This is a genomic window from Bradyrhizobium sp. SRS-191 (assembly GCF_024586915.1).
GTDB lineage: Bacteria > Pseudomonadota > Alphaproteobacteria > Rhizobiales > Xanthobacteraceae > Bradyrhizobium.
Map to the genome: position 1 here is coordinate 141,225 of NZ_JANBVS010000001.1, position 24,968 is coordinate 166,192.

A 24,968-nucleotide genomic window follows, 5' to 3' on the forward strand; every position below is an offset into this window, starting at 1 on the left:
CGCAAGAAGGAACAGGGCATGTCGAGCAACACCGGTGTCGATGGGCGGGCGGAGCAGCCGGCGACGCGCTTCGCAGCTGATCAGCTCAAGTCGATCATCGAGCGGATCGAGCGGCTGGAGGAGGAGAAGAAGGCTATCTCCGAGGACATCAAGGACGTGTACGCCGAGAGCAAGGGCAACGGCTTCGACGTCAAGGCGCTGCGCACGATCATCAGGATGAGGAAGCAGGATCCGAGCGAGCGCCAGGAGGAGGAGAGCATCCTCGAGACCTACATGCAGGCACTGGGGATGATCTGATGACCGATCGCCCCATCATCTATTCGGCGACGATGATCAAGGCGTTGCTGGCGGGTCGTAAGACCCAGACTCGTCGCGTTATGAAGTTGCCGACCAAAGGCCAATATGTGCGGCCTGACATCGGCGGATGGGAGCCGACAACCGTTGGCGGCGGGAGCTCCTTTGCGATCGCGCGTGACGGCTCGCGGGTGCCTGTGCGCGAGATGGTGGCGATCTGGAATCGAACGACGGGCAAATGCATCGCCGCGCCGCATCAGGTTGGCGACCGGTTATGGGTGCGCGAGAGCTTGCGCTACGACTGGACGGCAAAGGGCTGGTTGTTCGTGGCGGATGACGTCTCCGTCGAGGCCGTCTGCGGGGCGACACTGGAGACGCCGACACCGGATCGCTGGCCGCGTGGCGTCTGTCCGTCGATCCACCTACCGCGCCAACTCTCGCGCCTCACGCAGATCGTGACGGCCGTGAAGATTGAGAAGCTGCAGGACATCAGCGAGGCCGATGCGGTCGCGGAGGGTTGCGTCGAGGATTGCGCTGACGGCCTGCCAGTTTGGTACGTGCCCGGCGCAAAAATGGAGCGCCATCGCGCAAGCGGCGGCGAGTGCTTCGAATGGCTTTGGGGCAGCATCAACGGCACCGGTTCCTGGGACGCTAACCCCTGGGTCACGGCGACCACTTTCCGGGTCATCAAGGCCAATATCGATACGCCGGAGGCGCTGGTCGCATGATGCCCGCTCAACTCGCCGAGCTTCGCAAGCGCCTGGCCGCCAACCGGCAGCCGGTCGAGCGCGCGCCCTGGTCCAATCACGCGCATCCGCGCGGCTGGAATGACGCTCTCGACTGGGTCGAGGCGCAGCTGAAGGACTTGCTGGGAGAGCGCAATGTCACTGCCGGCTGACCTCGCTCCCCGCATCGTTGCCCTGCTCGAACGCGCGCCGCTGCCGCTGTCGGATGAGAAGCAGCTGCAGGCGGACATGCTCGCGCTGCTCAAGGCCGACGGCCTCGACGCCGTGCGCGAGGTGCGGCTCGACCAGCGGGACATCGTCGATTTCATGATCTTCGACGGCGACTTCGTACTCACGGGGCTTGCGATCGAGGTCAAGATCAAGGGTCAGCGCCGGGCGATCTATCGGCAGCTGGAGCGCTACTGCGCTCATCCGCGCGTCAACGGCATTCTGCTTGCCACCAATGTCGCGATGTCGCTGCCGGCTGAGATCGAGGGCAAGCCCGCGTGCGTCGCCCGGCTGGGGAGGGCATGGCTTTGAATTTCGAAGCCGACGACCTGCTCGCCGCCGCTGCGGCGCTCGCCTGGCGCGATGACGACGCAGGCGAACGCACCTACGGCCGGCTGGCCTATGTGCCGGAAGCGGCCCGCTGGGTCATCACCGAGCTGGCGCCGCAGGTCGCGATCCGCGCCAAGCGCATCTTCGCGCGCATCGCCTCGACCCAGGTCGGCTCCTACACCTTCGCCGACAATGACGAGACGCGCGCGGAGCTGGAATGGTTCATGGGCCGCTATCCGCTGCTGATCTCGGATGCGGACCGTGCTCGGCTCGCCGAGGGGCGCGTGCGCTTCACGCGGATCCGCCACGAGATCGACGAGGTGCTGTCGGGCCGATGGCAGCCGACCGGTCAGCCGGCGCGGCTGCGCGAGGGGGTTGAGCTCCGGCCGAACCAGGCGCGCGTCGTGGAGGTGGCCAGGCGCACGTCGCGGCTGCTGGTCGCCGACGATGTCGGCCTCGGCAAGACGCTCGGCGCGCTGGCGGCCGTGATGGACGAGCGCTTCCTGCCGGCGGCCGTCCTGGTCGAGAAGCACGTCGCCAACCAGTGGCAGGACGAGTTCGTCGGTAAGTTCACGACGCTCACGAGCCATGTGATGCAGACGGTCGCGCCCTATGTGCTGCCGGTGCGCGACATCTACATCGTGCCGTATTCGATTGCCCATGGCTGGGTCGATATCGCCGATACCGGGCGCTTCCGCTCGGTCATCTTCGATGAGGTGCAGAACCTGCGCCACGGCCGGGTGACGCAGAAGGGCGCCGCGGCCGACGTGTTCGCGCGCAACGCCAGCGGCCTGCGCATCGGCTTGTCGGCGACGCCGGTGTTCAACTATGGCGGCGAGATCTTCAACATCCTCGATATCATCGATCCCGGCATCCTCGGCAGCCGCGACGAATTCGTGCGCGAGTGGTGCACCACCAATGACGAGCGCAAGATGATCATCCGGGATGCGCAGGCGCTCGGCGCGCATCTGCGCGACCTCAATTTGATGATCCGCGAGGTCGGCTCCGGCCCGCCGCCGAACCGCATCATCGTCGACATTCCCTATGACGACGAAGCGGCGGCGGCCGATGCGGCGCTGGCGCGGACGCTGGCGCAGAAGGTGCTGTCGGGCTCCTTCACCGAGCGCGGGCAGGCGGCGCGCGAGCTCGACATGATGGCGCGGCATCAGACCGGCGTCGCCAAGGCGCGCCACGTCGCGGCCTACGTCAAGATCCTGCTCGACGCCCAGACGCCGGTCATTCTCGGCGGCTGGCATCGCGAGGTCTACGACATCTGGCTCGATGAGCTCAGGGACTATCAGCCGGTGCTCTACACCGGCAGCGAGAGCACGCGCGACAAGGAGAGGGCCCAGAAGGCCTTCATGGCGGGCGACACGAACTGCTTCATCATGTCGCTCCGCTCCGGCGCCGGCCTCGACGGTCTGCAGCATCGCTGCTCGACCGTGGTGCATGGCGAGCTCGACTGGTCGCGCGAGGTGCACAAGCAGCTCGAAGGGCGCCTGCGGCCGCACGCGCGCACCGATCCGATCACGACGATCTACCTGATCGCCGACGGCGGCAGCGATCCGCTGATCGCCTCCGTGCAGGGCCTGAAGGCCAGTCAGGCGCACGGCATCATCGATCCCGGCCGCAAGCTCACAACTGTCGAGAGCGACGAGAGCCGGATCAAGCAGCTGGCGAAGATGTATCTGGAGAAGGGGGGAGCATGAGCAAGCTGATCACAGGGCCGTGGACGGCCCACGAGATGGGACGCGCGGCGTCGATCTGGCAGGACACCGTCGCCGATGTGCACGGCGACGATCCTCCGGGCCACGTCGTGCAGGCGGCCTACAAGCGCATCGGTATCGCGCTCAACCGCGGCGCGTCCTCGGTGCAGTCGCGCCACCGCGCCGAAGGCCCTGGCTTCGGCATCAACGCCCGCACCCGCAACGCAGCGCCCGGCGCGGCCGAGCTGCAGCGCCAGGCGCGTGAGCGGGCGCTGGCCCAGCAGTCGCTGATCGGCCGCATCATGGGCGATCCGTCGCCGGGATACTCTGCGCTGGATCGAGGGCGTAGCCATGACCGATCGCCTCGCTGAAGCGCTCGAAAACGATCAGGCCTTCTTCCGCCAGTACACGCTGGCGCTGAAGCTGTGGTGCCGCCGTTTCAACACGGCGGAGATCGCGCTGCACCTGAAGGTGCCCGAGCATGTCGTGTGCCGCTGGATTTGGCACTGGCGAGAGCTGAGTAGGCAATGAGGCGGGGCTGCGCACGATCGCAGCCTGCCATGTCGACAATGTTGCGTCATCGCGCGTGAGCGGCGGCCCGCGAGGCCGTCCCCGTTATCAGACTTTTCAACAGGGTGAGACGTGAGCTGGGAAGCTGTGACCTGGGCCAGCAAGCAACGGATGAAGCTGCCGCACGAGCAGCTCATCCTGCTCGTGCTGGCGAACTGCGCCGATCCGGAAGGCGTGGCGTTCGCGCAATGGCGCGGGCGCGAACATTGGTGGACCTATCTGGTCGACAAGACGCGGCTGTCGAAGTCGAGCCTGTTCCGCCACATGAACACGATGATCGATCTCGGGCTGTGCGAGCGCACGATGATCGTGCTGCAGGACGGCGCGCGGCGGCCGATCATCCGGCTCAATCTGACGATGAATTTCGATATCGACGAACACGAGGCCGGCCAGTCTCATGGTGAGACTGGCGCCGAGGGCGATGTCGTCGACGCCGAAATCGTCAGCGATGACAACACGTTGGAAGATGCTTTTGGCGGCTCCGCCGGCCAGTCTCACCATGAGACTGGTCCCACCAGTGGGAATGGCGGTGCACGTCCCATTCCCACTGGTGGGACTGAGCCATTCCCAATCGTGGGAATGCAAGAGGATTCCAAATCTGATTCCAAATCTAAGATTCCCCCCAACCCCCCTGGCGGGGGGCTGTCCGCTGCCGAAGGCTTCGATGAGTTCGCGAAGGTGTGGGGTGTCATCCCGAAGATGGCGCCGGCGCAGGCGGCCTGGGAGCGCACGCCGAGCGATCAGCGGCCGGCGTGCATCGCCTCGGCAAGGGGCTATCGGGCATGGGTTGCTGCGCAGTCCAAGCGTCCCGCGGAGGTCGCTGCCGCATCGTTCATCCGTGACGTGGCCGGATGGGCGCAGTGGCTGCCTTTCGTGCCCAAGGGCGACGGTGCGCGGGTCTCGATCGCCGGCGCCTATCCGCTGGAAAGCGCCGAGGCGCGTGCGATTTCGATGGCCTACACGATCGCGGGCGCCGGCCAGGCTTTGCGCGGCTTCATGATCCGCAACGGGCTGCTGAACTACCAGCGGCCGATCACGGCGCGGCTGCGCGCGCTCGCCGAGGCTCCGAGGGATCGCGATGGCTGGCCGATACTGACGCGCCAACAGGCGGCTGCCTGGGAAGGGCTGATGCGCGAGGCGGTCACGGTGCAGGTGCGCAATCACCTGCGCGAGGGCGCCCGCGCGCCATGGCCATGGCCTCCGAGCCATGACGGCACGATCTACACCACCACCACCGGCTCGCCGCAGCCGGCGATGACCGAGCAGGATGCGGCGGATTTCACGTGAGCAGGGGAGAGACGATGTTGGCGATGCAAGAGATCAACGAGGCGGTCCGTCCGATCGTCGCGAGCCCGGTCGGCGCTCCGGTCGATGCGCGTGAATGGCTGGTGTTGATGACGGAGCCGAACCGGGAGATGACCGCCCAGGCAAACCTGGTGTTGCGCAAGATCCCGTTCTATCTCCCGACGATCTACCGTGCGGGGCGCATCTCGGCGCGCCGTCAGGCGGCGGGAGCCGAGCATCCAGATGTCGTGGTGCCGCTGTTTCCGGGCATTCTGTTCGTGCCGGCGGATCGCGACTTCGATCGGAACTATCAGGCGCTTTGCCTGACGCCCGGAATGCGGTCGCATCCACTGATGCGCTTCGGCGAGCACGAAGCCTATCTCAGGCCGATCGCGATGGAGGCGGTTCGGCGCATCGAGGCGTCGGAGCGGGATGCCTATCTGCGCGCCAAAGGCCGCAAGACCGGCTACCTGCCGAAGGTCGGCGATGAGGTCAGTGTGCTTGTGGACGAGGTGCTCGGCGGCATGAAGGGCCGGGTCGACGCTGTAGACGAGCGGGGACGAATCACGTTACTGACCGAACTGATGAGGCGCACGGTTCGCGTCAAGCTCAATGCGAACCAGATCGAGCCGGTGCAAGCGGATCCAGCCGAAGCAACGGATCGAAGGTGATCAGGTCACGATCATCGCGCGGGCGATCTCGCCTTAAAGCGGAGCTATGAGATTGAAGCCCCGGCACCGTCCGGGGCTTTCGCATTTGTAAGAGCGCTGAACCGCTTGGGAGGCGGCCGGCTCTCTTGGCCTTCTCGGGTGTATCGATCGGGACGCAACGCCGTCGGCAGCCATGCCGGCGGCGTTGTCGTTCTAGGGTGTGAGTGCCCTTCTTGGGGCGTTTCCTCCCTGGACTTGGGCCGCCTGCGTTGAGGTTGCCTCGGTAACCAAGCGCAGGCGGCTTCCTTCCATGATCAAGAAGCTCACGCCTCTGGTGCCCAAGAGCGATGGCCGCACTGTCCGTCCCCCACCCAAGCGCGCCGATCCGGAGCTGCTGACGACAGAGCACAGGGCCTGGGCCGAGCGCGTGTGCAGTCGGGCAGGCTGGCGCTGCGAGAAGGTCGAGGATGGCCAGCGCTGCACGCGCTCACGTGCAACCGGCCATCGCATGGTCGCCGACCACATCATCGAGCGCGCCGACGGCGGCGCCCTCTACGATGACGCCAACGGCCAATGCTTCTGCGTCGCTCACAACACTCGCAAGGGCATCGCCGCCCGCCGCGCCCGCCACGGGGTAGGGGGTTAAAATCCCCAACCACACCCCTTTCCCAACCGCACGTTTCCTCATTCGGGGATTTTTTTCTTCATGGCCGAAGTTTTTGACCTCTTCGGCGACCCGGTGCCGGCCAATTGGGGGAAGCGGGGGCGGCCGGAGCATATTCCGACGCAGCAAAACCGGAATCGTGTCAGCATGTTAGTTGCGCTCGGGTGGAGCAATCCGCGGATCGCGGCCGCGCTGTACGTGACTTTGCCGACGCTCCGGAAGCATTATTTTTCCGAGCTGAAATTCCGGGAGGTTGCGCGCGACCGGCTCGAAGCCGGCATCGCGATGAAGCTGTGGGAAGGCGTCCAGGCCGGCAGCGTTCCTGCGATCAAGGAATTCCGCTCCTACCTCGATCGCAGCGATCGGATGGAAGCCGAGCGCTCCATGGGCTCCGATCCGAAGCCCAGCGAGACGACGCGCCCGGGCAAAAAGGTCGCGGACCAGCAGCGCGCGATCGATGCCGATGCGGACCTGATGGCCGAGCTTGAGGAGGAAGCGTCGCAGCATGCGGCCGTCCACTGAGACGCTGCCGCGCTTCGCCTGCCCGGATTGGTGGGAGAAGATTCAGGCCGGCCAGACACCGATGGCCAGTGTGCCGTTCAATGCCAAGCGGGCGGCCAAGGCGCTGGCGTTCTTCAACCGCCTCAGGCTGCCCGACGTCGCCGGCAACCCGCCGCTTGCGGAAGCCTGCGGCGACTGGTTCCGCGACATCCTCGTCGCGTTCCTCGCCTCGGAGGATCCCGTCACCAAGCGCCGGCTCGTCTGGGAGCTGCTGTGCATGGTGCCCAAGAAGAACAGCAAGACGACCAACGCCGCCGCGCTCGGCTTGACGGCGCTCTACATGGAGGACGCGCCGAGCCGCCAGATGCTGATCGTGGCGCCGAGCCAGAACATCTCGGAACGCTGCTTCAGCCAGGCGCAGGGCATGATCCGGCTCGACAGCCGCCTCGACGCGATCTTCAAGGTGCAGGACCACCTGAAATGCATCACGCGGCGAAAGACTGAGACGAAGCTGGACGTCAAAAGCTTCGACACCACGATCGTCACCGGCGAAATTCCCGTGTTGACGATCATCGACGAGGTGCACGAGCTCGGCAAGAAGGCCAAGGCCGCGGCCGTGATGCAGCAGATCCGCGGTGGCGGCATCACGATGCAGGGCGGCCAGCTCCTGATGATCACGACGCAGTCGGACGAGCAGCCGGCCGGTCTGTGGAAGACGGAGCTGACCAAGGCGCGCAACATCCGCGACGGCAAGGGCGGCCCGTCGCCGATCCTGCTGCCGGTGCTCTATGAGTTTCCGCTGGAGCTGCAGAAGGACCAGACGTTCTGGCGCGACAAGCGCAACTGGCCGCTGCTGCTGCCAAACATCGGCCGTTCGATCGATCCGCTGCGCCTGATCGAGGACTACGACAACAACGGCAAGGTCAACAAGGAAACCGAGACCATCTGGGTCTCGCAGCATCTCAACATCGAGATCGGCACCGGGTTGAAGACCGATGCCTGGGCCGGCGCCGAGTTCTGGGCCGGATCCGAAGACGAGGCGATCACGTTCGAGTGGCTGCTCGATGTATGTGACGTCATCGTCGCCGGCCTCGACGGCGGCGGCCTCGACGACCTCTACGGCGGTTCGTTCCTCGGCCGGCACAAGGTCACCAAGGAGTGGTTGTCCTGGTCGCGAGCCTGGTGTCACGAGAGCGTGCTGGAGCGCCGCCAGTCGATCGCCTCGCGGCTGCGGGATTTCGAGGCCGCCGGCGAGCTCACGATCTGCCAACATGCAGGCGAGGACATTGCCGTTATGGTCGAACTGATCAAGACGGTGAAGGACCGCGGCCTGCTCGGCGCGGTCTCCGTCGATCCGGCCGGCCTCGGCGAGATGGTCGAGGCGCTCACGGCGATCGACGTCACGGTCGAGAACGGCCTGTTGATCGGCGCGCCGCAGGGCTTCGGCATGATGACCGCGATCAAGACGGCCGAGCGCAGGCTCGAGAACGGGTGCGTGCCGGAAGGCCAGCGTAAGCCGGATTTGTCGATGCGGCACGCGAAGTCGGCGCTGATGGATTGGTGCGTGGGCAACGTGAAGATCGAGCCGACCGCAACGGCCATCCGCGCCACCAAGCAGAACGCCGGCGACGCCAAGATCGACCCCTGGGCCGGGATGATGAACGCGGTCGCGGTGATGGTGCGCAATCCCGAGCCGCAAGGCTCCGTCTACACCGCCGAGCGCGGCCTGATCATGTTCGAGGCTTGATCGAATGGGCGTCTTCAGCCGGCTGCTCGACCTAATGCGCGCGCGTGATGATCGCGTCGCGAGCGGCACGCGCGATGCCAATATCGAATCCCTGCTGTGGGGGCCGTCGCTTGCCACCGCACAGTCTGTGACGGGCGTCGCGATCAACCAGGCCACGGCGTTGAACGCGACGGCCGTCATGAGCGCGGTGACGATCCTCGCCGAGGACGTCGCCAAGCTGCCGTGGTCGCTGTATCAATCCAATCCGGGCGAGGAGCCACGCGAGTTCGAAGGGCATTACCTGTATGATCTGCTGCAGGAGCCCAACGACTACATGAACGGGCTCGAATTCCGCGAGATGATGCAGGTCGCGCTGGTGCTGCGCGGCAACGCCTATGCGGCCATCCTCCGCGATGGCCGCGGCCGCCCGGTGGAGCTGATCCCGGTCAACCCCGATTGGTGCGCGCTGTGGGAGGCGCCGACCGGCGAGTTGTTCTACCGCATCACGCCGAATGGCCTGCACATGATGGCCAAGCTGCGCAGCCTGCCGTACCTCATTCCGGCCGGAGACATGCTGCACATTCGCGGCTTCTCCTCCAACGGCCTGCTCGGTGCCTCGCGCATCACTCTGGCGCGGGAGGCAATTGCGCTGACAATCGCGCAGGAGCATCAGGCCGCGCGCTGGATGGGCAATGGCGCCAAGCCGAGCGGCATCCTGACGACCGACAAGAAGCTCGGCGCCGAAGCCGCCAAGCGCATGGCGCAGGACTGGAAAGACATGCATGCCGGGCTTGCCAACCAGGGCAAGACCGCCGTGTTCGAGGATGGTCTCAAATTCCAGTCGCTGTCGATGTCGTCCTCGGATCTCGACTTCATCAACAGCCGCAAGTTTCAGGTCGAGGAGGTCGGCCGCATCTTCCGTGTGCCGCTGCACATGCTCGGCGTCACCGATCGCGAGGCCAAAGGCAACCTCGCGCAAAAGGGTCAGGAGTATGTCAACTATACGCTGACCGGCTACACCAACCGCTGGAGCGCGAAGTATAAGCAGACCTTCGCGCTGCGCCGTGACCGGTTGTCCGTGATGTTCGACTACCGCGCGCTGACCGAGGCCGACCTTACAAGCCGCATCAACGATTGGCGCACCGCCATCATGTCGATGATGGCGACGCCGGACCAGGCCCGCATCGATCTCGGCTGGAGCCCGATTGGCGGCGAGGCGGCCAAGCTGCACTTCCCGCAGAACATGGCGGCGGCGGGCAGCCAATCGACCGGCACCCAGCCGGATGAAGCCGGCCGGCCGGCCGAGGATGCGCCGGCGGTGTGAGCGTTTGCTGGAATCCAGGAGAGGCGCATGAAGCGTAGGACCATCGTCGACATCACCGAATTCCAGCGCCGCGTGAAGCTCGGCCACAAGCCCGGCGTCGCCGTGCGCTTCGCGACCGACGGCCAGGCGCAAGTGCAGGCCGATGGCGATAGCCGCACGGTGTCGTTCGTGTTCTCGGACGGCAGCGTCGATCGCTACGGCGACACGATCAATCCGCGGGGCTGGGTGCTCGAGGCCTTCAACGCCAATCCGGTCGCGCTGTTCGGCCATGACACATCATCGGTCGAGAACGTCATCGGCCGCGCCAGCAATGTGCGCATGGAGGGTGATCGCCTGGTCGGTGATATCGAGTTCATGTCCGGCGATGTGAATCCGAACGCCGAAGCCGTATTCCAGATGGTCAAGGCGGGCTTCCTTCGCACCGTCAGCGTCGGCTTTCAGCCGATCGACTGGGTCGCATCCAAGGATCGGTCGCGCCCGGGCGGGATCGACTTCAAGAAGCAGGAGCTGGTCGAGATTTCGATCGTGCCGGTGCCGGCGAATGCCAACGCGCTGATCCAGGCGAAGGCAGCCGGTATCGACGTCGCGCGCCTGGGTCTCACGGCGAACTATGCGGCGCCAAGCGCGAAGGGCCTTTACGAGGTCTCCTGGCTGGCCGGTCTGCTCGACTCCCTCGGTTATCTCAGCGACTGCGTCGCCTGGGAAGCCGACTACGAAGGCGATGGCAGCGAGGTCCCGGCCCAGCTCGCCGGCGCGCTGCAGCAGCTTGGCGCCGTGCTGGTCGCGATGACCGCCGAAGAGGTGGCCGAGCTGCTCGGCGGCGAGGATGAGGATGACGCTGCCATCATGGCTGATGATCCGGTCGAAACGGCGCAGTTCACGCCGGCGCAAAAGGCGCTGGCGCGCCTGGCAGCGCTCGGTCGCCGCGCCCGGCAGCGCCAGGCGCCTGCAGCCATCCAGACGCGCGCCGGCAAGGTGCTGTCGGCCGCCAACGAGCAGACGCTGCGCGACGCGCATGATTGCCTCACCAAGGGCTGCGAGATGGTCCGCGGTGTGTTCGAGCAGGCGTCTTCCGCCAGCGAGGATCCGGACGAGGACGAGACGCGCGCCGTTCCAGCGCCGGCGCCAGCCGCGGCGGACGACGCTGCAACCGCCTTGCGCGAGCGTCGCGCCCGCGCGCTGAAGCGAAGGCTCGCGCTCACGGCGGCCTGAGGCCGCAAACCGACTTTCCGCCTTCCCTCCGGCGCCCTGCCGAGGGTCACCCGCCGCATGGCATGCGGCTTCACATGTCCATCGGAGGAGAACACATGGACAGGCTGACTGAACTGCGCCAGGCCCTGGGCCGGGCGGTCGACAAACTGAACATGCCGGCGATCGTGGCTGACCCGGCGCAGTTCGAGGCGGTCGAGCTCGAGGTGACGAACCTCGAGGCCGAGATCGGTCGCGCGCAGCGCGCTCAGGAGCGTGCCGCCAGTCTGGCCCGCCCGGTGAACGCGCCAGGCGCCGAGGGGGCGACGGATGTGCTCGAAGCCCGCAGCGTCGCGACGATGTTCGGCCTCGCCAAGCAGGCGCAGGCCCACGGCCGCCGCGAAGGCCGCAAGATCGATTTCGACGACTGTCTGTCGATCGCCCGTAAGGGACTCAACCTGACCATCGATCGCACCAAGGCGTTTTCAAGCCTCGGCGAGCAGCTGCAGGCGATCGCGCAGCACTACAATTCGAAGGGCGCGGCCACGGATCCCCGGCTGGTGCGCGCGCCGACCGAGTTCACGCGTGCGCCGAGCGGCATGGGCGAGGTCGATCCGACCGGCGGCGGCTTCCTGGTCCAGGTCGATTTTGCGGCCTCGATCTTCATGCTGGCCCATGACATGGGCGAGATCCTGCAGCGCGTGAACAAGATTCCGATCTCGGCCAATGCGAACGGCCTCAAGGTGCCCGGCGTCGACGAAAGCTCGCGCGCGACCGGCAGCCGCTGGGGCGGCGTATCCTCGCAGTGGGGCGCGGAAGGCACGGCGGTCACGGACAGCGCGCCGAAATTCCGCCTGGTCGAGTTCGACCTGAAGAAGCTGATCTCGCGCGCGACCGTGACCGATGAGCTGCTCGCCGATCAGACGGCGCTGACCGCGATCCTCGGCATGGCATTCTCCGAGGAAGTCATGTTCATGACCGAGGATGCGATCTTCGAGGGCACCGGCGCCGGCATGCCGCTCGGCGTGCTGAACTGCGATGCCCTGGTCAAGATCGCCAAGGAGAACGGCCAGGCGGCCGCGACCATCGTCAAGGAGAACATCGACAAGATGTGGCAGGCCTGCTGGGGCCGCAGCCGCAAGAATGCGGTCTGGCTCTACAACCAGGATGTCGAGTCCCAGCTCGCGGCGCTTAACGGTCCGGTCGGCACCGGCGGCGAGCTCGTCTACATGCCGCCCGGCGGCATCTCCGCCGCGCCTTATGCCAGCCTGAAGGGCCGCCCGATCATCCCGACCGAGTACAACTCGGCGCTCGGCGCGGTCGGCGACATCGCGCTGGTCGACCTCAGTCAGTACACCATGGTCGACAAGAACGGCGTGCAGATGGCGAGCTCGATGCACGTCGCCTTCGACACCGATCAGATGCGCTTCCGCGTCACCTATCGCGTCGACGGCAAGCCGATGTGGCACAAGCCGCTTGCGCCCTTCAAGGGCTCGACCACCCGCTCGCCCTTCGTTGCCCTGGCAGCGCGCTAGCGCCGTCCAGAACGCGACTGGCGCGAGCGCCAGCTCGTCGCCAGCGCTACCGCAAAGCCCGCGCCGGTCCTGCCTGCGCGGGCTTTGTCGTTTGTACAGGGTAGGGGCGCGTCGCGATCCCTTGTCGACAGCACCGGCGCTGCTGGTGGAGCGCCGAACAACCGCAAAGGACCACTCACCATGGGACGTCAGTTCTCGCTGCCCTATCAGATTCCGCCGACCGCGATGCTCGCGCCGGCCGCCGACGCCGCCGGCCGCACCTCCGGCTATTTCTCGCTCAAGAATGCGGTGAAGGCCTGGATCGTCGCCCACGTCAACCAGGGCAATGCCGCGACCGTGCAGCTGACGCCGTTGCAGGCCAAGGACGTATCCGGCACGAGCTCCAAGGCGATCACGGCAACGCCGATCTGGTCCAATGCCGACACGGCGGCGATTGCCGCGCCCGGCGCCAAGCAGACCGATGCGGCCAACTTCACCACCTCAGCGGCAGTGAAGGACAAGATCGTGGTGTTCGAGATCGTGCCCGAGCAGTGCATGGACGTGAACAACGGCTTCGTGTCGATCGCGTTGCAGACCGGCGCCTCCAATGCCGCCAACATCACCGCCGCGGAGCTGTTCATCCTCGGCTCGTTCGAGCAGACCTCGCCGCCGTCGCCGCTCACCAACTGATCGCGATCGACGCGCCGCGCTTGCGCACATTCTCGTCCCGGCAAAGCCTGCGCAAATTTGCGCAGGCGCGGCGTCTGCCTCTCTCCCTCATCCGTCATCATGACGGCCATCCGGCCGGATAGGAGATCCCCGATGTCCACGACTGCCAGATATCGCAACGGCATCCAGACGTTTTTCGACCCCGCTCAGAACTTCGAGACGGTCGCGCCGATGGCGCCGCTGCAGTTCATGGAGGAGTTCATCGGCGCCGGCCACACGGCGGGCATCCCCGTGGCCGGCTCGCCCACGGCCGGCTATCCCTGGGTCAAGAAGATCGTCGGCGCCGCGCCGCCGACCGTGGCGCTGATCAGCAACGCCAGCGGCGGTCAGGTGCAGCTGGCGCTGACCGCGACCAGCGAGAAGCAGGATGCCGTCCTCTACTTCAACGACAACCTCGCCATCGACGTCACCAAGAAGGCGGTTTGGGAAGCCCGCGCCGCGCTGACGGTGCCGCCCTCGGCCGCCGGCGTGCAGATGGTGATGGGCCTCGCCGCGGCCTGGATCGACGGCCCCGACAACAACGTGAAGTACCTTGAGTTTGGCGCGACCGCGAATGCCAACCTGCTGGTGCGCTCGCAGGACGGCACCACGCAGAGCGCGATCGCCGCGAGCAATGCCGGCGCCGCGGTCAGCCTCGACACCGGCTTCCACGTGTTCCGCATCGAGGTGGGCGACGTCACCGATGTCGCCTTCTATCTCGATGGCGCGCGCATCAACGCCAACAACTCAATCGGCTATGCCGCGACCGGCGCCAACGCAATCCTGCAGCCGTACTTCGCGGTCTACAAGCCGTCGGGCACCGGCGTCGCGACCCTCGTGGTCGACAAGGTCGACATCTGGGCCAACCGCTGAAGCCGCGCTGGCGGCTTCTGCGACCGCGCGCCAGTGCTTGGCGCAAGCCAAGCGCGAGAGCGCGCCCGTCATTTTCCGTATCCGCTCTGGAGACCATGCCATGACCGATGAAGCCACGACCGAAGCCGGCGGCGCACTTCCACCGGCCATCGATCCGTCAATCCAGGAGGCGCCGCCGGCCGAGGGAGGCGACCTGCCTGCCGACGTCGCCGTCGGTGACATCGTGCGCGGCCGCTCCGTGTTCGGGGTCCGCAGGGTCGGCCAGCGCTTCTCGATTCAGTTTGCGGCCGATGGCCCCTGGGCCTCGCTAGAGGGCTGAAAGCCATGGCTATCAATCTTGCGGCTATCCCGGTCACGATCCTGAACGGGGTGGCGTTGTCGGCTGATATCGGCCTCGGCGACGGCACGCTGTGCGGCATCGCCATGCCCGCAGCGTGGACGCCGGCCGGGCTGTCGTTCCAGGCCAGCGTTGACAACGGCGCCACCTGGCTCGAGCTGCAGACCAGCTCGGCCGCCGTGGCTGTGACGGCGGCCCAGGGACAGTTCATCGCGCTCGATCCCGCGATCTGGCGCGGCGTCAACTACATCAGGGTGCGGTCGGGCACGTCGGCGTCGCCGGTCAATCAAGGCGCCGATCGTGTGCTGACCCTGATCACCAGGCGCATGTAAGCGATGCCGCTGAAGATCATCACGACGGTGGTGTCGGCGCCGGTCAGCACCGACCTGGTCACCTTGGACGTGGTCAAGCAGGAACTCGACATCACCGACACGTCGGGCGATACCGTTCTCACGCGCTATGTGAAGAGCGCTTCGAAGGCGGCTTTGCAATATTGCAATCGGCGCACCTTCGCGATCGAGACGCTCAAGGATGATATCCGGCCCGACCGCGACCCTGTCCCGCGGGTCTTGTCAGGCCTATCGGACGTGCTGCAGCTGTCGATGTGGCCGGTGAAGTCGATCGCGTCCCTGACCGAGGACGGCACGGCGCTGGTTGCAGGGACGGACTATCTGCTCGACGCCGCGGTCGGACAGTTGATCAGGCTGAACGCTGCGGGCGACCGCAGCACATGGAACATCAAGCCGAAGCTGGCGCAATACGATGCGGGCTTTGACGCCGTGCCCGACGACGTCGCCGATGCGGTCATCCGCATGGTGACCTCGCGCTGGCTGAACAAGGGTGTCGACCAGAAGATCACCCGCGAGGATATCCCCGGCGTGCGCTCCTATCAGCGCTGGGTCGCGACCGGCGCGGATGCCGGGAACATGCCACCTGACATCACCGACCTGCTCGACAATTACCGGGTGCCGGTGATCGCCTGACGAGGATCCTTTCATGAAGCGCGCCGTCATCGAAATGACGTCCATGGTCCTGCCGCACATCTCGGTTCTCGCCGACGCAGGCCTGTCCGTGGTCGGCAGCCTTGATTGTCAGCACTGCGATACGGTTCGTCTCCTGATCGAGGAGGCGTGGCTGAACGGCGTGCTGCCGGCCGAGTGCGAGGATGGCGTGTTGCGGCCGGGGATACCCGTTGTCAGTATCGTGTTCGAGCAGCAGGCCTACGGCAGCCAGCGCCTCGTGAAGGTTAAGGACGTCACGGTCGGCGGCTATCTGACGCGCGAGCGGGTCATCGTGCCGGCAGGCCAGCCTTCGGAACTCCATTTCGAACGAGCCGCTGCCGAAGCGCGCAGCGCCGCCATCCTGGGCGCCCTTTCGGATCGCGAGCCGGCTTGACCATGGCGGCAATCGTCATCAATCGATCGCGTGCGCGCGCTCGTGTCGGATTTCACCGGCTGCTGCTCCCGTGCGCCGCTCGCTCGACCATGCGCAGGGACTATCTGAAGCGCCTGCGCGGATATGGTCCAGAAGATGGACCTCGGCCCTCGCCGCGGCCGGCGCGCTTGCGGCCCTACAACATGCGGCGGCGCCCATGTCCCCTTTGATCGCTGCCCTCGACCGCGCGCTGCGCGTGGCCGGCGAGGACATCAATCTCCGGCGCCGGTTCGGCGAAGCTCCCAATGAGACCTTCGCGACCGTCACCTGCCGGGCGAGGGTCGATCGGCAGGTGATCGGGCAAAGCCCGGCGGGGATCCTGTTGACCAAGTACTCGCTGATCCTGTCACCAACGCAGATCAACGAGGCGGGCTGGCCCGGGGCTGTGCTCGCCGACCAGCCGGATGCCGATCCGCGGATTCCGCGGGAGAATGATACGGACGATGTGATCATCCGGGGCGAGCGGCCACGGGTCATTACGGTCTGCGATGCCAAGGTTATCGGCGGCGAGCTCGTGCGGATCAATCTGGAGTGCGTGGGTTAGAGCATGCTGACCGATCCGACCACGTCACTGGTTGAGACCATCAAGGCGAAGCTGCTTGGCGATGCTGACCTCGCCGCGCTGGTCGCCGATCGCTGCTACGATCGCATCCCGAACAACCCGACCTTTCCGTATCTGTCGATCGGCGAGGTGCAGGTGCTGCCAGAGCTGGGCGAGGCGACGGATGCGGCGACGGCGCATGTCACGCTGCATAGCTGGGACCGATTCAAGGGCTCGGATGCGGTGCGCAGCATCGGCAAGTATGTGATCGCCGCGCTCCACGACCAGGACCTGATGCTGTCGGATGGCGCTGTGCAGTCGCTGCTCCTGGAGAGCGCACGTACCCTGCCAGATCCTGACGGCCTGACCAAGCACGGCGTGTATCAGTTCGCCATCCTCACTGACGCCAACGCGTGAACCCAGCTCTCTCACAGAAGGACGCCTCGTCATGTCGACCTCTCAGACTTCCACGGTGAAAGCCTCGATTGCCGTGTTCGCCAAGAAGGGCCTGGATGGCCGCGACGTTCAGGACCGCATTCCGGATCTCGCCGATATCGTGTTCTCCTACGGCTCCGGCTACGGCAAGGCCGACATCGCCTTCTCGGATGATCGCGCATTGTCCGCGTCGACCAACGAGAACCTCGACATGGCCGGCGCGCTGGTCGATGCCTTCGGCCAGACCATCGCGGCTGCCAAGGTGAAGGCCATCGTCATCGACAATCTTGAAAGCTCTGTGGGCGTCCTGACTATCGGCGGCGCGGCCTCCAACACGTTCAATGGTCCGTTCTCCGGCGCGACCTATACGATCGACCTGAAGCCGGGCGACCGCGCCGTGTTCGCCAGCCGGACCGGTTGGACGGTCACCGCTGCGACCGGAGACCTGCTCAAGGTCGCCTGCAGCTCTGCCGGGGCGGCAAACTACCATGTCACGATGATCGCGTCTTCGTCGTAAGCGCCTGGCGCTGATTCCGCCACGCCATGAACCAACCTCCGGAGCGCCGTCGATGACCAAAGCGTCAACTCTTTCGTTTTCCAAATTCCTGCTTCAGCTCGGCGACGGCGCGACGCCGGAGACCTTTGCTTCGCCCTGCGGTCTCAATTCGCGCAGCCTGAACCGCACCTTCGCCGCCAACGAGACTAACGTGCCCGACTGCGACGATCCGGACGCCTTGTCCTGGCTCGATCGCGACATCGTATCAGGCTCGGCATCGCTCTCCGGTGCCGGCGTCGTCGCCGACGAGGACTACGACACCTGGGAGCTGTGGGCCACCTCGGGCGTGACGAAGAACGTCAAGGTGACGCTCGGCAATCGTGTCTCGATCGGGCCGTACAAGTGCACCAAGCTCAACATCACCGGCCAGCGCGGCCAGCGCGTGACCTTCGATGTGACGCTCGACAGCGACGGCGAGATCCCGCCGCTGCTGGTGCCAGGGTCGTAACAGTCATCGCCGGGCTCGGCCCGGCGATCTCGGATGGAAGGGCCGCGATGGCTTCCAACAACGCATCCCTGCGCAACTTCAAGGCGGCCAATGCCGACCTGGTCAAGAATGTGCGCAAAAACTTCCATGAGCTGGCGCTCGCGCAAGGCGCGGAACTTGTCGGCGACATCCAGCGTGCGATCGAGCACAATGTGAGCGGCACGCTGCAGGCCAGCGTGCGGTTTGAGGATCGTACCAGTTCTGACGGCAGCCGGGTGACCGTTCTGATCATGGCCGGCGGCCCGACGACAATGAAGGACGGCTTCGACTACGCCCTCGCCGAGGAGTTCGGCACCACCAACCAGGAGCCCAAGCCGTTCTTCTATCATACGGCGAGGTTCTATCGCATGGGCGGCCTGCCGCAGTATCGCGAGACGCTGGAAGAGACGATCCGCGAGAACGAGACCGTCCGCCGCACGATGCAAAACAACAACTACGTCATGACCCCTGGCCGGCACAACGAGGTGGTCATTTCCGTTGGCCATCGCGGGGCCGCCAAGGTGCAGACGACGTACAAGGGCAAGCAGGTCACATGAGCGTGGATGGCGGCGTCACGATATTCTGGGGTGATGACGAGCATCGTTTCAGGCTGGCGATCGGCCAGTTTCGCGAACTTCAGGAGTGCGTCAATCTCAGGCGCATCAAACTCGGCGCTGGCATCGTCGGCCCGATGAGCCTGCTCAATGCGCTGCGTACCTCCGATGCTTGGCCGGATGATGTCCGTGACATCCTCCGGCTTGGCCTGGTCGGCGGTGGCATGGAGCCGAAGGACGCTCACCGTCTGTTGCGGACCTATTTCGACGACGTCGACCGCTATCCGCCGCTGACGCATATGCGCCCGGCGTTCTTGATCCTGACGGCCGGCTTCACCGGGCCGATTGGGGGCGCCGACGACGAAGACTCAAAAAAAAAGCCGGTGACGACGGAGACCCCGACGCCCCCATCGACTTCGGACGCATCTACGGCACGGGCGCCGCCTTAGGGTTCGCGCCGGACCAGGTCGACCGCTGTTCGTTCTGGCAGCTCGGCGTCTGCGTCGAGGGCTTCAACAAAGCGAACGGTGGCGAAGAGAAAATCGAGCCTCCGTCCGACGCTGAATTCGATGCGCTGCTCGAAGGCGCATGCATGGGAAGCGCATGACCGATCTCGTCGTTCAGCTCGGCGCCAGGCTCGACCAGTTCGCCTCCGACATGAACTCGGCCGGCAACATCGCGGATTCCGCGATCAGCCGGATCGAGGGCGCGTTCGCAGGCCTCAATCCTGGGTTCGGCGGCTTGACTGCGCTCGGCACCGTGCTGGCCGGAGCGACGGGTTCTCTCGGTGCGATGCTGGCGGGACTGAAAGCCGTTAACGCGGAGCTGGCCGGCATCGGCAAAGAGGCCGACTATGTGGGGCAAACGACCGAGCGGTTTCAGCAGGTCAAATTCGTGGGGACGCAAGGCGGTGTGTCGTCGTCGGAGGCATCGGCCGATCTGAAGCGTGTAGCGGACCTGCTGGCGGATGCGAAGATCAACGAGAATTCGCTGACCAAGATCCTCGACGCCAACAACATCAAATATCGCGACCGCAACGGGGCGGTGATGGACCTCAACGGCCTGCTGAAGGCTGCCGCCGAACTGCTCGGCCGGTTCGATTCCATCCCGGAAAAGACCAAGGCGGCGCAGATGTTGGGTCTGTCGGCTGGGTGGGTCGACGCGCTGAAGGGCGGTCCGGCTGCATTCGAGGCGATTGCCGCAAGCGCTAATGCGGCTGGCGTCGTTATCGACGGTCAGACCATCGCCAAGGCGCGCAATTTCGACGATGCCTGGAAGAAATCAGCCGACCAGCTCGGCTTGCAGTTCAAGGCGGTGACAGCCGACGTCGCCTCCTGGCTTGATGACCTGGTCGATCGCGCGGCCAAGCTGATGGACGGCATCAACCGCGCCAGCAACGTTCAAGCGGGATCCGGGCAGGGCACCTTCAGCGCGGTCGCGGATTCGCTCGACATCCTGCGCAAAGATGCGGCCGGCCTGCCGCAGGATTTCGAGCAGCTCAATCGCGTGATCGAGCATTACAAATCGCTCAGTGCGGATAAGCAGGATCCCGCCCTGATCGCGGGGCTCGAGGAGATGCGCGACAAGGCGCAGCAGGCAGCCAATGCGCTGCGCGGTGTTGAGCTACTGAAGTCGGCCGCGGCCTTTCCTGAGGGCGTGCCAATGCCGCAGGCCAGGCCTGCCGCAGCAAACGAGAAAACCGGGACCGGTGTCATTCCCGCGCGCAAGGCCGAGAACAGCGGCGCTCGTGATCAGTTCGATATTGCCGTCGACCAAGTGACCAAGCGCACGGCGACGCTCAAGGCGGATACGGCGGCCGTGTTCCAGAACAATGCGGCGCAAGCGCAGTTCCGCGCTGAGTTCCAGGAGCTGACCGCGATCATGCGCGACCATGGCGAAGTGACGCAGGAGCAGATCGACAAATACGAGGCGCTGCGCGGTTCGATGTCGGCGCAGCAGGCGTTGGAGCAATCCGGTATCCAGCTGACGAGTGCTCACCGGGATGCGTTCCTGTCGTCATCGCAGGCGATCGGGCAGGCGACATCGGCCTATGATGCGGCAAGCCAGAAGCTCGCTGAGCTCAACAAGGTCTCCTCGCAGGTCGGCTCGGCATTGTCGACTGCGTTCGCCGATGCGATCGTCGAGGGCAAAAGCGCCAACGAGGTGTTCTCCAGCCTGATCAAGACGCTTGAGAAAGCGGCCATCAACGACGTCTTCGGATCATTCTTCAACGCGTCGGCCGCGGGCGGGAAATCGCTATTCGCGACGGTGCTGTCCAGCATCATCCCCGGCTTTGCCGACGGCACGTCATCGGCGCCGGGCGGGCTTGCCATGGTCGGCGAGCGAGGGCCGGAGCTGGTCAATCTTCCGCGCGGTGCGCAGGTCATCCCGAACGACGTGACGCGGCAGCTCGGCGGGGGCGCCGTCTCGCTCGTCTCGCACGTCGATGCCCGCGGATCGAGCTTCACCGAGGCACAATTGCAGGCCATCCTCGACATGCGCGACCGTCGCCTGATGCATCAGGTCAACACTGCGCTGCCTGGCCGCAACCTTCGCTATAGCCAGCTCGGTAGCTGACGTGGGCCAGATCCTGCACTTTCCGACCGGGTTGTTGCGCGAGACGCAGCTGACATGGCAGCTGTCCGGCCGCACCATTTCGTCCGGTCAGACCGGCGCCGGTTTCGAGCCGATGGCGGAGACCACGGTCGGCGGCCTCTGGCGCGCGGAGCTCGGCAGCATCCCGGTGCGCACAAAGCCGCAGGTCCATGCCTGGCGTGCGCTCGAGGCTCTGCTTGATAGCGGCGCGACGACCATCATTCTGCCGATGTGCGACAAGCGCTACTTTCCGGTGCCCGTCGTCGGCGGCGCGCCGCTGTATTCCTACGGAACGGTGTCGCTCGACGACGGCACGCTGTTCGATGACGGCACGGGCATCGAACAGCCCGTCGTGGTCGCCTTCCTCGCGCAGGATGCCGGGCTGCGCGCCACCTCGGTGCGGCTACTGTTTCTGCAGGGCGCGCCTCTGCAGGGTGGCGAGCATTTTTCGATCCGGCATGGCAATCTCGGCGATCGGCTCTATCGCATCGCCCAAGTCAAAATCGATCCCGTCACCGGCTACTCCGACGTCACCATCCGGCCGCCCCTGCGCGAGGCGACGCCGGCGTTCACGCCTCTGGATTTCGATGCACCTAAATGCGTGATGCGCATTGCCAACGCCGAGAGCATGAAGCTGTCGCTGCAGCTGCGCAAATGGGGATCGCCGACGGCGACGTTCGTCGAGAGCTTCGACTATTCGGCGGTGCTGATTCAGGGCACGCCGCCGGTCGCGCCGACCATCGCGCCGACGCTCGATTTCAGCCAGCCTGGCAACTCGCAATTCGTGCCGGGGATCTAGCACCGCACTTCGTCGTCCATGCCCAGGCTCGACCTTGGCAGCCATCATCCGAGCAAGACGCTGGATCGCTGGGCGCAAGCCCGGCGATGACGAGCGTTTGGGAACAGAGACAAGTGATCGTATCCACCGCCTTGACGCAGCAACTCGAGCGTGCCGAGCAGCGGCTCGGCATCTTCTTTCGGCTCGGCATCACGCCGGTGCAGCGGCTGTGGGCCGGTGTCGGCTTGGTCGCGATCTCTGATGCCGATGATGGCGACGTGACCTATCGCGGCTTTGGCGAGCTGATGAACGTGCCGGCGGTGACGCAGCTGGTCAACGGCGTTGCCGACCGGGTCGATTTCATCATTTCCGGCGTATCGCGGGTGGCGATGGAGACCGCTGCGATCGAAAGCGACCTGGTCAAGGGGGCTACCGTCGACCTCGGCCTCGGCTTCTTTGATCAGCAGCTCGCCTTCGCCGGCATGATCTGGCTGTACCAGGGCGAGGCCGATGTGCTGACGACCAGTCTCGACGCGAGCTCCGGCAGCACGACGCGCAGCATCAAGCTGTCCGTCGGTTCCGCGATGACGGGCCGGCGCCGCTCAAGGCAGACCGTGTTCTCGGACTTCGATCAACAATCGTCCTCTCCCGGTGACCGAATCTGCGAGCGCATCCGCCGCTACTCTCAGGGCGTCAACATCGAATGGCCGCGCTATTAGCCGAATATCTCGCCGCGTCGACCTGCGCCATGCCCGCGGTGGCCGACCCGTGTTTCGAGTTCGTCGCCGGCTGGATCGCCATTGCGACCGGGCGCGACGCGCGCGCGGCCTTTCTCGCCGATGGTTTCATTTCGCCATTGCGGCTCCAACTCGATCGCGACCTGTTCCTGCAGCGGGCGCAGATGATCGCCGACCGGCTCGGCCTCGCGCAGACCGATAGCGAGGCTGACGGGGACGTGGCGCTGCTCGAGGTGGCCGCTCCCAACGGCAAGGGTGGACTGCGCATCGCCGGTGCGATGGCGATTCGCAGCCGCGGGCTATGGTTCGTGCGTACCGAGCGCGGCATTCTTGCGGGACCGTCGCCTTTTCTTCGCGCATGGTCCGTCCAGCAATCGGCGGCCTGCAATGGCTGAGACGATCGGCTTCCTCATCCTCAATGCGATCGGTGTCACCGAGATTGCCGGGTTCGCAGTCACGGCCGCCACGGCCTCGATCGTTGGCACGGCGGCGATTCTCGCCACCACTGTGGGCCTGCAGTACCTGCTGGGACAGCCGAGCGCGCGCGACCTGCCGAAGGCCTCGAACGGTCATCAGCCACTGCGCCAGCCGATCCCGCCACACATCTATGCCTATGGCCGTGTCCGGCTCGCCGGCTACTACGCGCTATTCGAGGTGCGGGACGGCGCGGCTTACACGATCCAGCTTTTACATAAAGGGCAGATCTGCCGCTTCATCCAATTCTACTATCACGACGATCTCGTCAACCTGCTGCCGGATTCCTCGGTGACGGGGGCGCCCGGCGCCGGCGACCTCAGATATTCCGCCGGCGGCAATCCGGCCAGCGGCGGTTCTCCGCCGACCGTGCTGGAATATCGCCTGGGGCTGCCAACCGAGCGGGCCTATGACCGACCGGTCCAGGCTATGCCAGATCTGTGGACCTATGCGCATCGCGGCGACGGCATCGCCAGCCTGTTCATGAGCGCGGGTCCCGTCAAGGCCGATCACTTTTCGACGGTGTATCCGCAGGGCCTGCCGCAAACGTCGGCGGTGGCCGATTGGCTGCCGGTGTGGGACCCGCGGGCCCCGGGGCAGGATCCGGACAACATCGCGACGCTCGGGCCTTGCTACAATCCAGTGCTGCAGGCGATCGACTTCGTCACCAATGCCGCTCATGGCCTCGGCTTTGATCGTGCCGTCTGTATCACGCCGGTGCTCGACCGGCTGATGATCGAAGCCTCGATCTGCGATGAGCAGGTGGCCCGGCGTGACGGCACGACCGAGCCGCGCTACCAGGCCTCGGGATCGTGGAATTCGCAGACCGAGCCGGCGGCCGTGCTCGACGGCATCATGGCGGCCTGCGACGGCTGGTACTCGTTCAACGGCGACGGCACCTTGTCGATCAAGGTCGGCAAGTACCGCGAGCCGGCGGTGACGCTGCCGCAGCGGCATATCCTGGCGTTCTCGATCGACAATGGGATCGAGGACGAAAGCAGCGTCAACACGCTGGAATGGTCGTTCACCGATCCGGACAACAAGTATAAATCATCTCCGGGGCTGGCCTGGCGCGACGAGACGGCGATCTTCGAGAGCGGCCGCACGCGCTCGCAAACCATCGACCTGACATGGGTGCAGAGCCATTCCCAGGGCCGGCGGCTGATGAAGCGCAAGATCGCGCAGATCAATCCGCGTCGGAAGGGCACGGTGACGACGACCTTGTACGGCATCCTTGCGCTCGGCGAGCGCTGGGTCCGCATTCAGGACGATCGCCATCCGGATCTCGCCGATATCGTCGTCCAACTCGGCAAGGCCGTGATCGACATCTCCTCGGCGCGGCTGACGTTCGAATGGACGACCGTCAACACCAACGAGATCGATGCATGGGATCCGGCCACCGAGGAAGGCATGCAGCCGACCACCGGTGACGACAATCCGGGCGACACGTTGCCAGTGCCGCAGCATCTGGCCGGCACGGCTGCGGGCGGCACAATCACCCTGACTTTTGATGATCCGGCGCGCGCCGACCTGACCTATGTGACGCGCTATCGCATCGGCGTTGCGGCATGGGTTCAGACCTCGTCCGGCTCGGTGTCGTCGAACGGTACCACGGTCACCCTGGTGATAGCGGGCTTCTCGACCGGCCAGACCTATGAGCTGGAGGTCGCGAGCCAGCGCTCGCTCGGCGTGACCTCGGACTGGTCGGCCAGCGCGTTCGTGACGACGTAACTCTTGACGCAACTTTCGGAGCCGCGATGTCCACCTTCACCAAGC

32 protein-coding genes are annotated in these 24,968 nt (G+C 65.6%); all 32 read left to right on the forward strand.

Annotation, left to right across the window (positions count from 1 at the left end):
* Positions 1 to 18 precede the first annotated feature (18 nt).
* The 32 genes from NLR35_RS00790 to NLR35_RS00945 all read left to right on the forward strand — a co-directional run bounded on the left by NLR35_RS00790 (position 19) and on the right by NLR35_RS00945 (position 24,923).
* Complete coding sequence (locus tag NLR35_RS00790; RefSeq protein ID WP_257165214.1) at positions 19 to 297, forward strand: DUF2312 domain-containing protein; 279 nt, start codon at positions 19 to 21, stop codon at positions 295 to 297.
* The gene (locus NLR35_RS00795) at positions 297 to 1,022 is read left to right on the forward strand and encodes a hypothetical protein (protein ID WP_257164664.1); all 726 of its coding nucleotides are present in this window, start codon (positions 297 to 299) and stop codon (positions 1,020 to 1,022) included. The genes NLR35_RS00790 and NLR35_RS00795 overlap by 1 nt, the downstream gene beginning before the upstream one ends.
* Positions 1,019 to 1,192: a hypothetical protein gene (locus tag NLR35_RS00800; protein WP_257164665.1), complete on the forward strand. Its 174-nt coding sequence runs from the start codon at positions 1,019 to 1,021 to the stop codon at positions 1,190 to 1,192. Before NLR35_RS00795 ends, NLR35_RS00800 begins: the two co-directional genes overlap by 4 nt.
* Complete coding sequence (locus tag NLR35_RS00805; RefSeq protein ID WP_257164666.1) at positions 1,176 to 1,559, forward strand: hypothetical protein; 384 nt, start codon at positions 1,176 to 1,178, stop codon at positions 1,557 to 1,559. Before NLR35_RS00800 ends, NLR35_RS00805 begins: the two co-directional genes overlap by 17 nt.
* Positions 1,550 to 3,286 carry an SNF2-related protein gene (locus NLR35_RS00810; RefSeq protein WP_257164667.1) on the forward strand — a complete coding sequence of 579 codons (1,737 nt, stop codon included), beginning with the start codon at positions 1,550 to 1,552 and terminating at the stop codon, positions 3,284 to 3,286. Before NLR35_RS00805 ends, NLR35_RS00810 begins: the two co-directional genes overlap by 10 nt.
* Positions 3,283 to 3,654, forward strand: coding sequence for a hypothetical protein (locus tag NLR35_RS00815; RefSeq protein ID WP_257164668.1), 372 nt, complete (start codon positions 3,283 to 3,285; stop codon positions 3,652 to 3,654). The genes NLR35_RS00810 and NLR35_RS00815 overlap by 4 nt, the downstream gene beginning before the upstream one ends.
* Positions 3,635 to 3,814, forward strand: coding sequence for a hypothetical protein (locus tag NLR35_RS00820; RefSeq protein ID WP_257164669.1), 180 nt, complete (start codon positions 3,635 to 3,637; stop codon positions 3,812 to 3,814). Before NLR35_RS00815 ends, NLR35_RS00820 begins: the two co-directional genes overlap by 20 nt.
* Before the next feature lie 111 nt (positions 3,815 to 3,925).
* The gene (locus tag NLR35_RS00825) at positions 3,926 to 5,140 is read left to right on the forward strand and encodes a hypothetical protein (RefSeq protein ID WP_257164670.1); all 1,215 of its coding nucleotides are present in this window, start codon (positions 3,926 to 3,928) and stop codon (positions 5,138 to 5,140) included.
* A 23-nt stretch (positions 5,141 to 5,163) separates the two neighbouring features.
* A complete protein-coding gene (locus NLR35_RS00830; protein WP_257165215.1) occupies positions 5,164 to 5,808 on the forward strand; it encodes a transcription termination/antitermination protein NusG in 645 nt (214 codons plus the stop codon).
* A gap of 289 nt (positions 5,809 to 6,097) precedes the next feature.
* A complete protein-coding gene (locus tag NLR35_RS00835) occupies positions 6,098 to 6,433 on the forward strand; it encodes an HNH endonuclease (RefSeq protein WP_257164671.1) in 336 nt (111 codons plus the stop codon).
* Positions 6,434 to 6,598: 165 nt separating this feature from the next.
* Positions 6,599 to 6,973 (forward strand): hypothetical protein, encoded by a 375-nt coding sequence (locus NLR35_RS00840; protein ID WP_257164672.1) that lies wholly within the window; start codon positions 6,599 to 6,601, stop codon positions 6,971 to 6,973.
* Complete coding sequence (locus NLR35_RS00845) at positions 6,957 to 8,699, forward strand: terminase large subunit domain-containing protein (RefSeq protein WP_257164673.1); 1,743 nt, start codon at positions 6,957 to 6,959, stop codon at positions 8,697 to 8,699. The genes NLR35_RS00840 and NLR35_RS00845 overlap by 17 nt, the downstream gene beginning before the upstream one ends.
* A 4-nt stretch (positions 8,700 to 8,703) precedes the next feature.
* A complete protein-coding gene (locus NLR35_RS00850; protein ID WP_257164674.1) occupies positions 8,704 to 10,002 on the forward strand; it encodes a phage portal protein in 1,299 nt (432 codons plus the stop codon).
* Between the two features lie 27 nt (positions 10,003 to 10,029).
* Positions 10,030 to 11,214 carry an HK97 family phage prohead protease gene (locus tag NLR35_RS00855; protein ID WP_257164675.1) on the forward strand — a complete coding sequence of 395 codons (1,185 nt, stop codon included), beginning with the start codon at positions 10,030 to 10,032 and terminating at the stop codon, positions 11,212 to 11,214.
* 95 nt (positions 11,215 to 11,309) lie between these two features.
* A complete protein-coding gene (locus NLR35_RS00860; RefSeq protein ID WP_257164676.1) occupies positions 11,310 to 12,725 on the forward strand; it encodes a phage major capsid protein in 1,416 nt (471 codons plus the stop codon).
* A gap of 180 nt (positions 12,726 to 12,905) precedes the next feature.
* Positions 12,906 to 13,394 (forward strand): hypothetical protein, encoded by a 489-nt coding sequence (locus NLR35_RS00865; protein WP_257164677.1) that lies wholly within the window; start codon positions 12,906 to 12,908, stop codon positions 13,392 to 13,394.
* A gap of 132 nt (positions 13,395 to 13,526) precedes the next feature.
* Complete coding sequence (locus tag NLR35_RS00870; protein ID WP_257164678.1) at positions 13,527 to 14,285, forward strand: hypothetical protein; 759 nt, start codon at positions 13,527 to 13,529, stop codon at positions 14,283 to 14,285.
* Positions 14,286 to 14,385: 100 nt separating this feature from the next.
* Positions 14,386 to 14,604 (forward strand): hypothetical protein, encoded by a 219-nt coding sequence (locus tag NLR35_RS00875; protein ID WP_257164679.1) that lies wholly within the window; start codon positions 14,386 to 14,388, stop codon positions 14,602 to 14,604.
* 5 nt (positions 14,605 to 14,609) lie between these two features.
* Entirely contained in the window at positions 14,610 to 14,954 is a 345-nt protein-coding gene (locus tag NLR35_RS00880; protein WP_257164680.1) for a hypothetical protein, read from the forward strand.
* A 3-nt stretch (positions 14,955 to 14,957) separates the two neighbouring features.
* On the forward strand, positions 14,958 to 15,605 hold the full coding sequence (locus NLR35_RS00885) for a phage head-tail connector protein (protein ID WP_257164681.1): 648 nt from the start codon (positions 14,958 to 14,960) through the stop codon (positions 15,603 to 15,605).
* 13 nt (positions 15,606 to 15,618) lie between these two features.
* A complete protein-coding gene (locus NLR35_RS00890) occupies positions 15,619 to 16,017 on the forward strand; it encodes a hypothetical protein (protein WP_257164682.1) in 399 nt (132 codons plus the stop codon).
* A 196-nt stretch (positions 16,018 to 16,213) separates the two neighbouring features.
* The gene (locus NLR35_RS00895; RefSeq protein WP_257164683.1) at positions 16,214 to 16,600 is read left to right on the forward strand and encodes a hypothetical protein; all 387 of its coding nucleotides are present in this window, start codon (positions 16,214 to 16,216) and stop codon (positions 16,598 to 16,600) included.
* A gap of 3 nt (positions 16,601 to 16,603) precedes the next feature.
* Positions 16,604 to 17,014: a DUF3168 domain-containing protein gene (locus NLR35_RS00900; RefSeq protein WP_257164684.1), complete on the forward strand. Its 411-nt coding sequence runs from the start codon at positions 16,604 to 16,606 to the stop codon at positions 17,012 to 17,014.
* Between the two features lie 31 nt (positions 17,015 to 17,045).
* A complete protein-coding gene (locus NLR35_RS00905) occupies positions 17,046 to 17,549 on the forward strand; it encodes a hypothetical protein (RefSeq protein ID WP_257164685.1) in 504 nt (167 codons plus the stop codon).
* A gap of 52 nt (positions 17,550 to 17,601) precedes the next feature.
* Positions 17,602 to 18,036: a phage tail protein gene (locus NLR35_RS00910; RefSeq protein ID WP_257164686.1), complete on the forward strand. Its 435-nt coding sequence runs from the start codon at positions 17,602 to 17,604 to the stop codon at positions 18,034 to 18,036.
* A 47-nt stretch (positions 18,037 to 18,083) separates the two neighbouring features.
* A complete protein-coding gene (locus NLR35_RS00915; RefSeq protein WP_257164687.1) occupies positions 18,084 to 18,611 on the forward strand; it encodes a hypothetical protein in 528 nt (175 codons plus the stop codon).
* Entirely contained in the window at positions 18,608 to 19,057 is a 450-nt protein-coding gene (locus NLR35_RS00920; RefSeq protein WP_257164688.1) for a gene transfer agent family protein, read from the forward strand. Before NLR35_RS00915 ends, NLR35_RS00920 begins: the two co-directional genes overlap by 4 nt.
* Positions 19,058 to 19,211: 154 nt before the next feature.
* A complete protein-coding gene (locus NLR35_RS00925; RefSeq protein ID WP_257164689.1) occupies positions 19,212 to 21,185 on the forward strand; it encodes a hypothetical protein in 1,974 nt (657 codons plus the stop codon).
* A 1-nt stretch (position 21,186) separates the two neighbouring features.
* Positions 21,187 to 22,002: a hypothetical protein gene (locus NLR35_RS00930; RefSeq protein WP_257164690.1), complete on the forward strand. Its 816-nt coding sequence runs from the start codon at positions 21,187 to 21,189 to the stop codon at positions 22,000 to 22,002.
* 113 nt (positions 22,003 to 22,115) lie between these two features.
* Positions 22,116 to 22,700 carry a hypothetical protein gene (locus tag NLR35_RS00935; RefSeq protein ID WP_257164691.1) on the forward strand — a complete coding sequence of 195 codons (585 nt, stop codon included), beginning with the start codon at positions 22,116 to 22,118 and terminating at the stop codon, positions 22,698 to 22,700.
* Positions 22,701 to 22,729: 29 nt separating this feature from the next.
* Positions 22,730 to 23,113 carry a hypothetical protein gene (locus tag NLR35_RS00940; RefSeq protein WP_257164692.1) on the forward strand — a complete coding sequence of 128 codons (384 nt, stop codon included), beginning with the start codon at positions 22,730 to 22,732 and terminating at the stop codon, positions 23,111 to 23,113.
* A complete protein-coding gene (locus tag NLR35_RS00945) occupies positions 23,106 to 24,923 on the forward strand; it encodes a hypothetical protein (RefSeq protein ID WP_257164693.1) in 1,818 nt (605 codons plus the stop codon). The genes NLR35_RS00940 and NLR35_RS00945 overlap by 8 nt, the downstream gene beginning before the upstream one ends.
* The last annotated feature ends 45 nt before the right edge of the window (positions 24,924 to 24,968 follow it).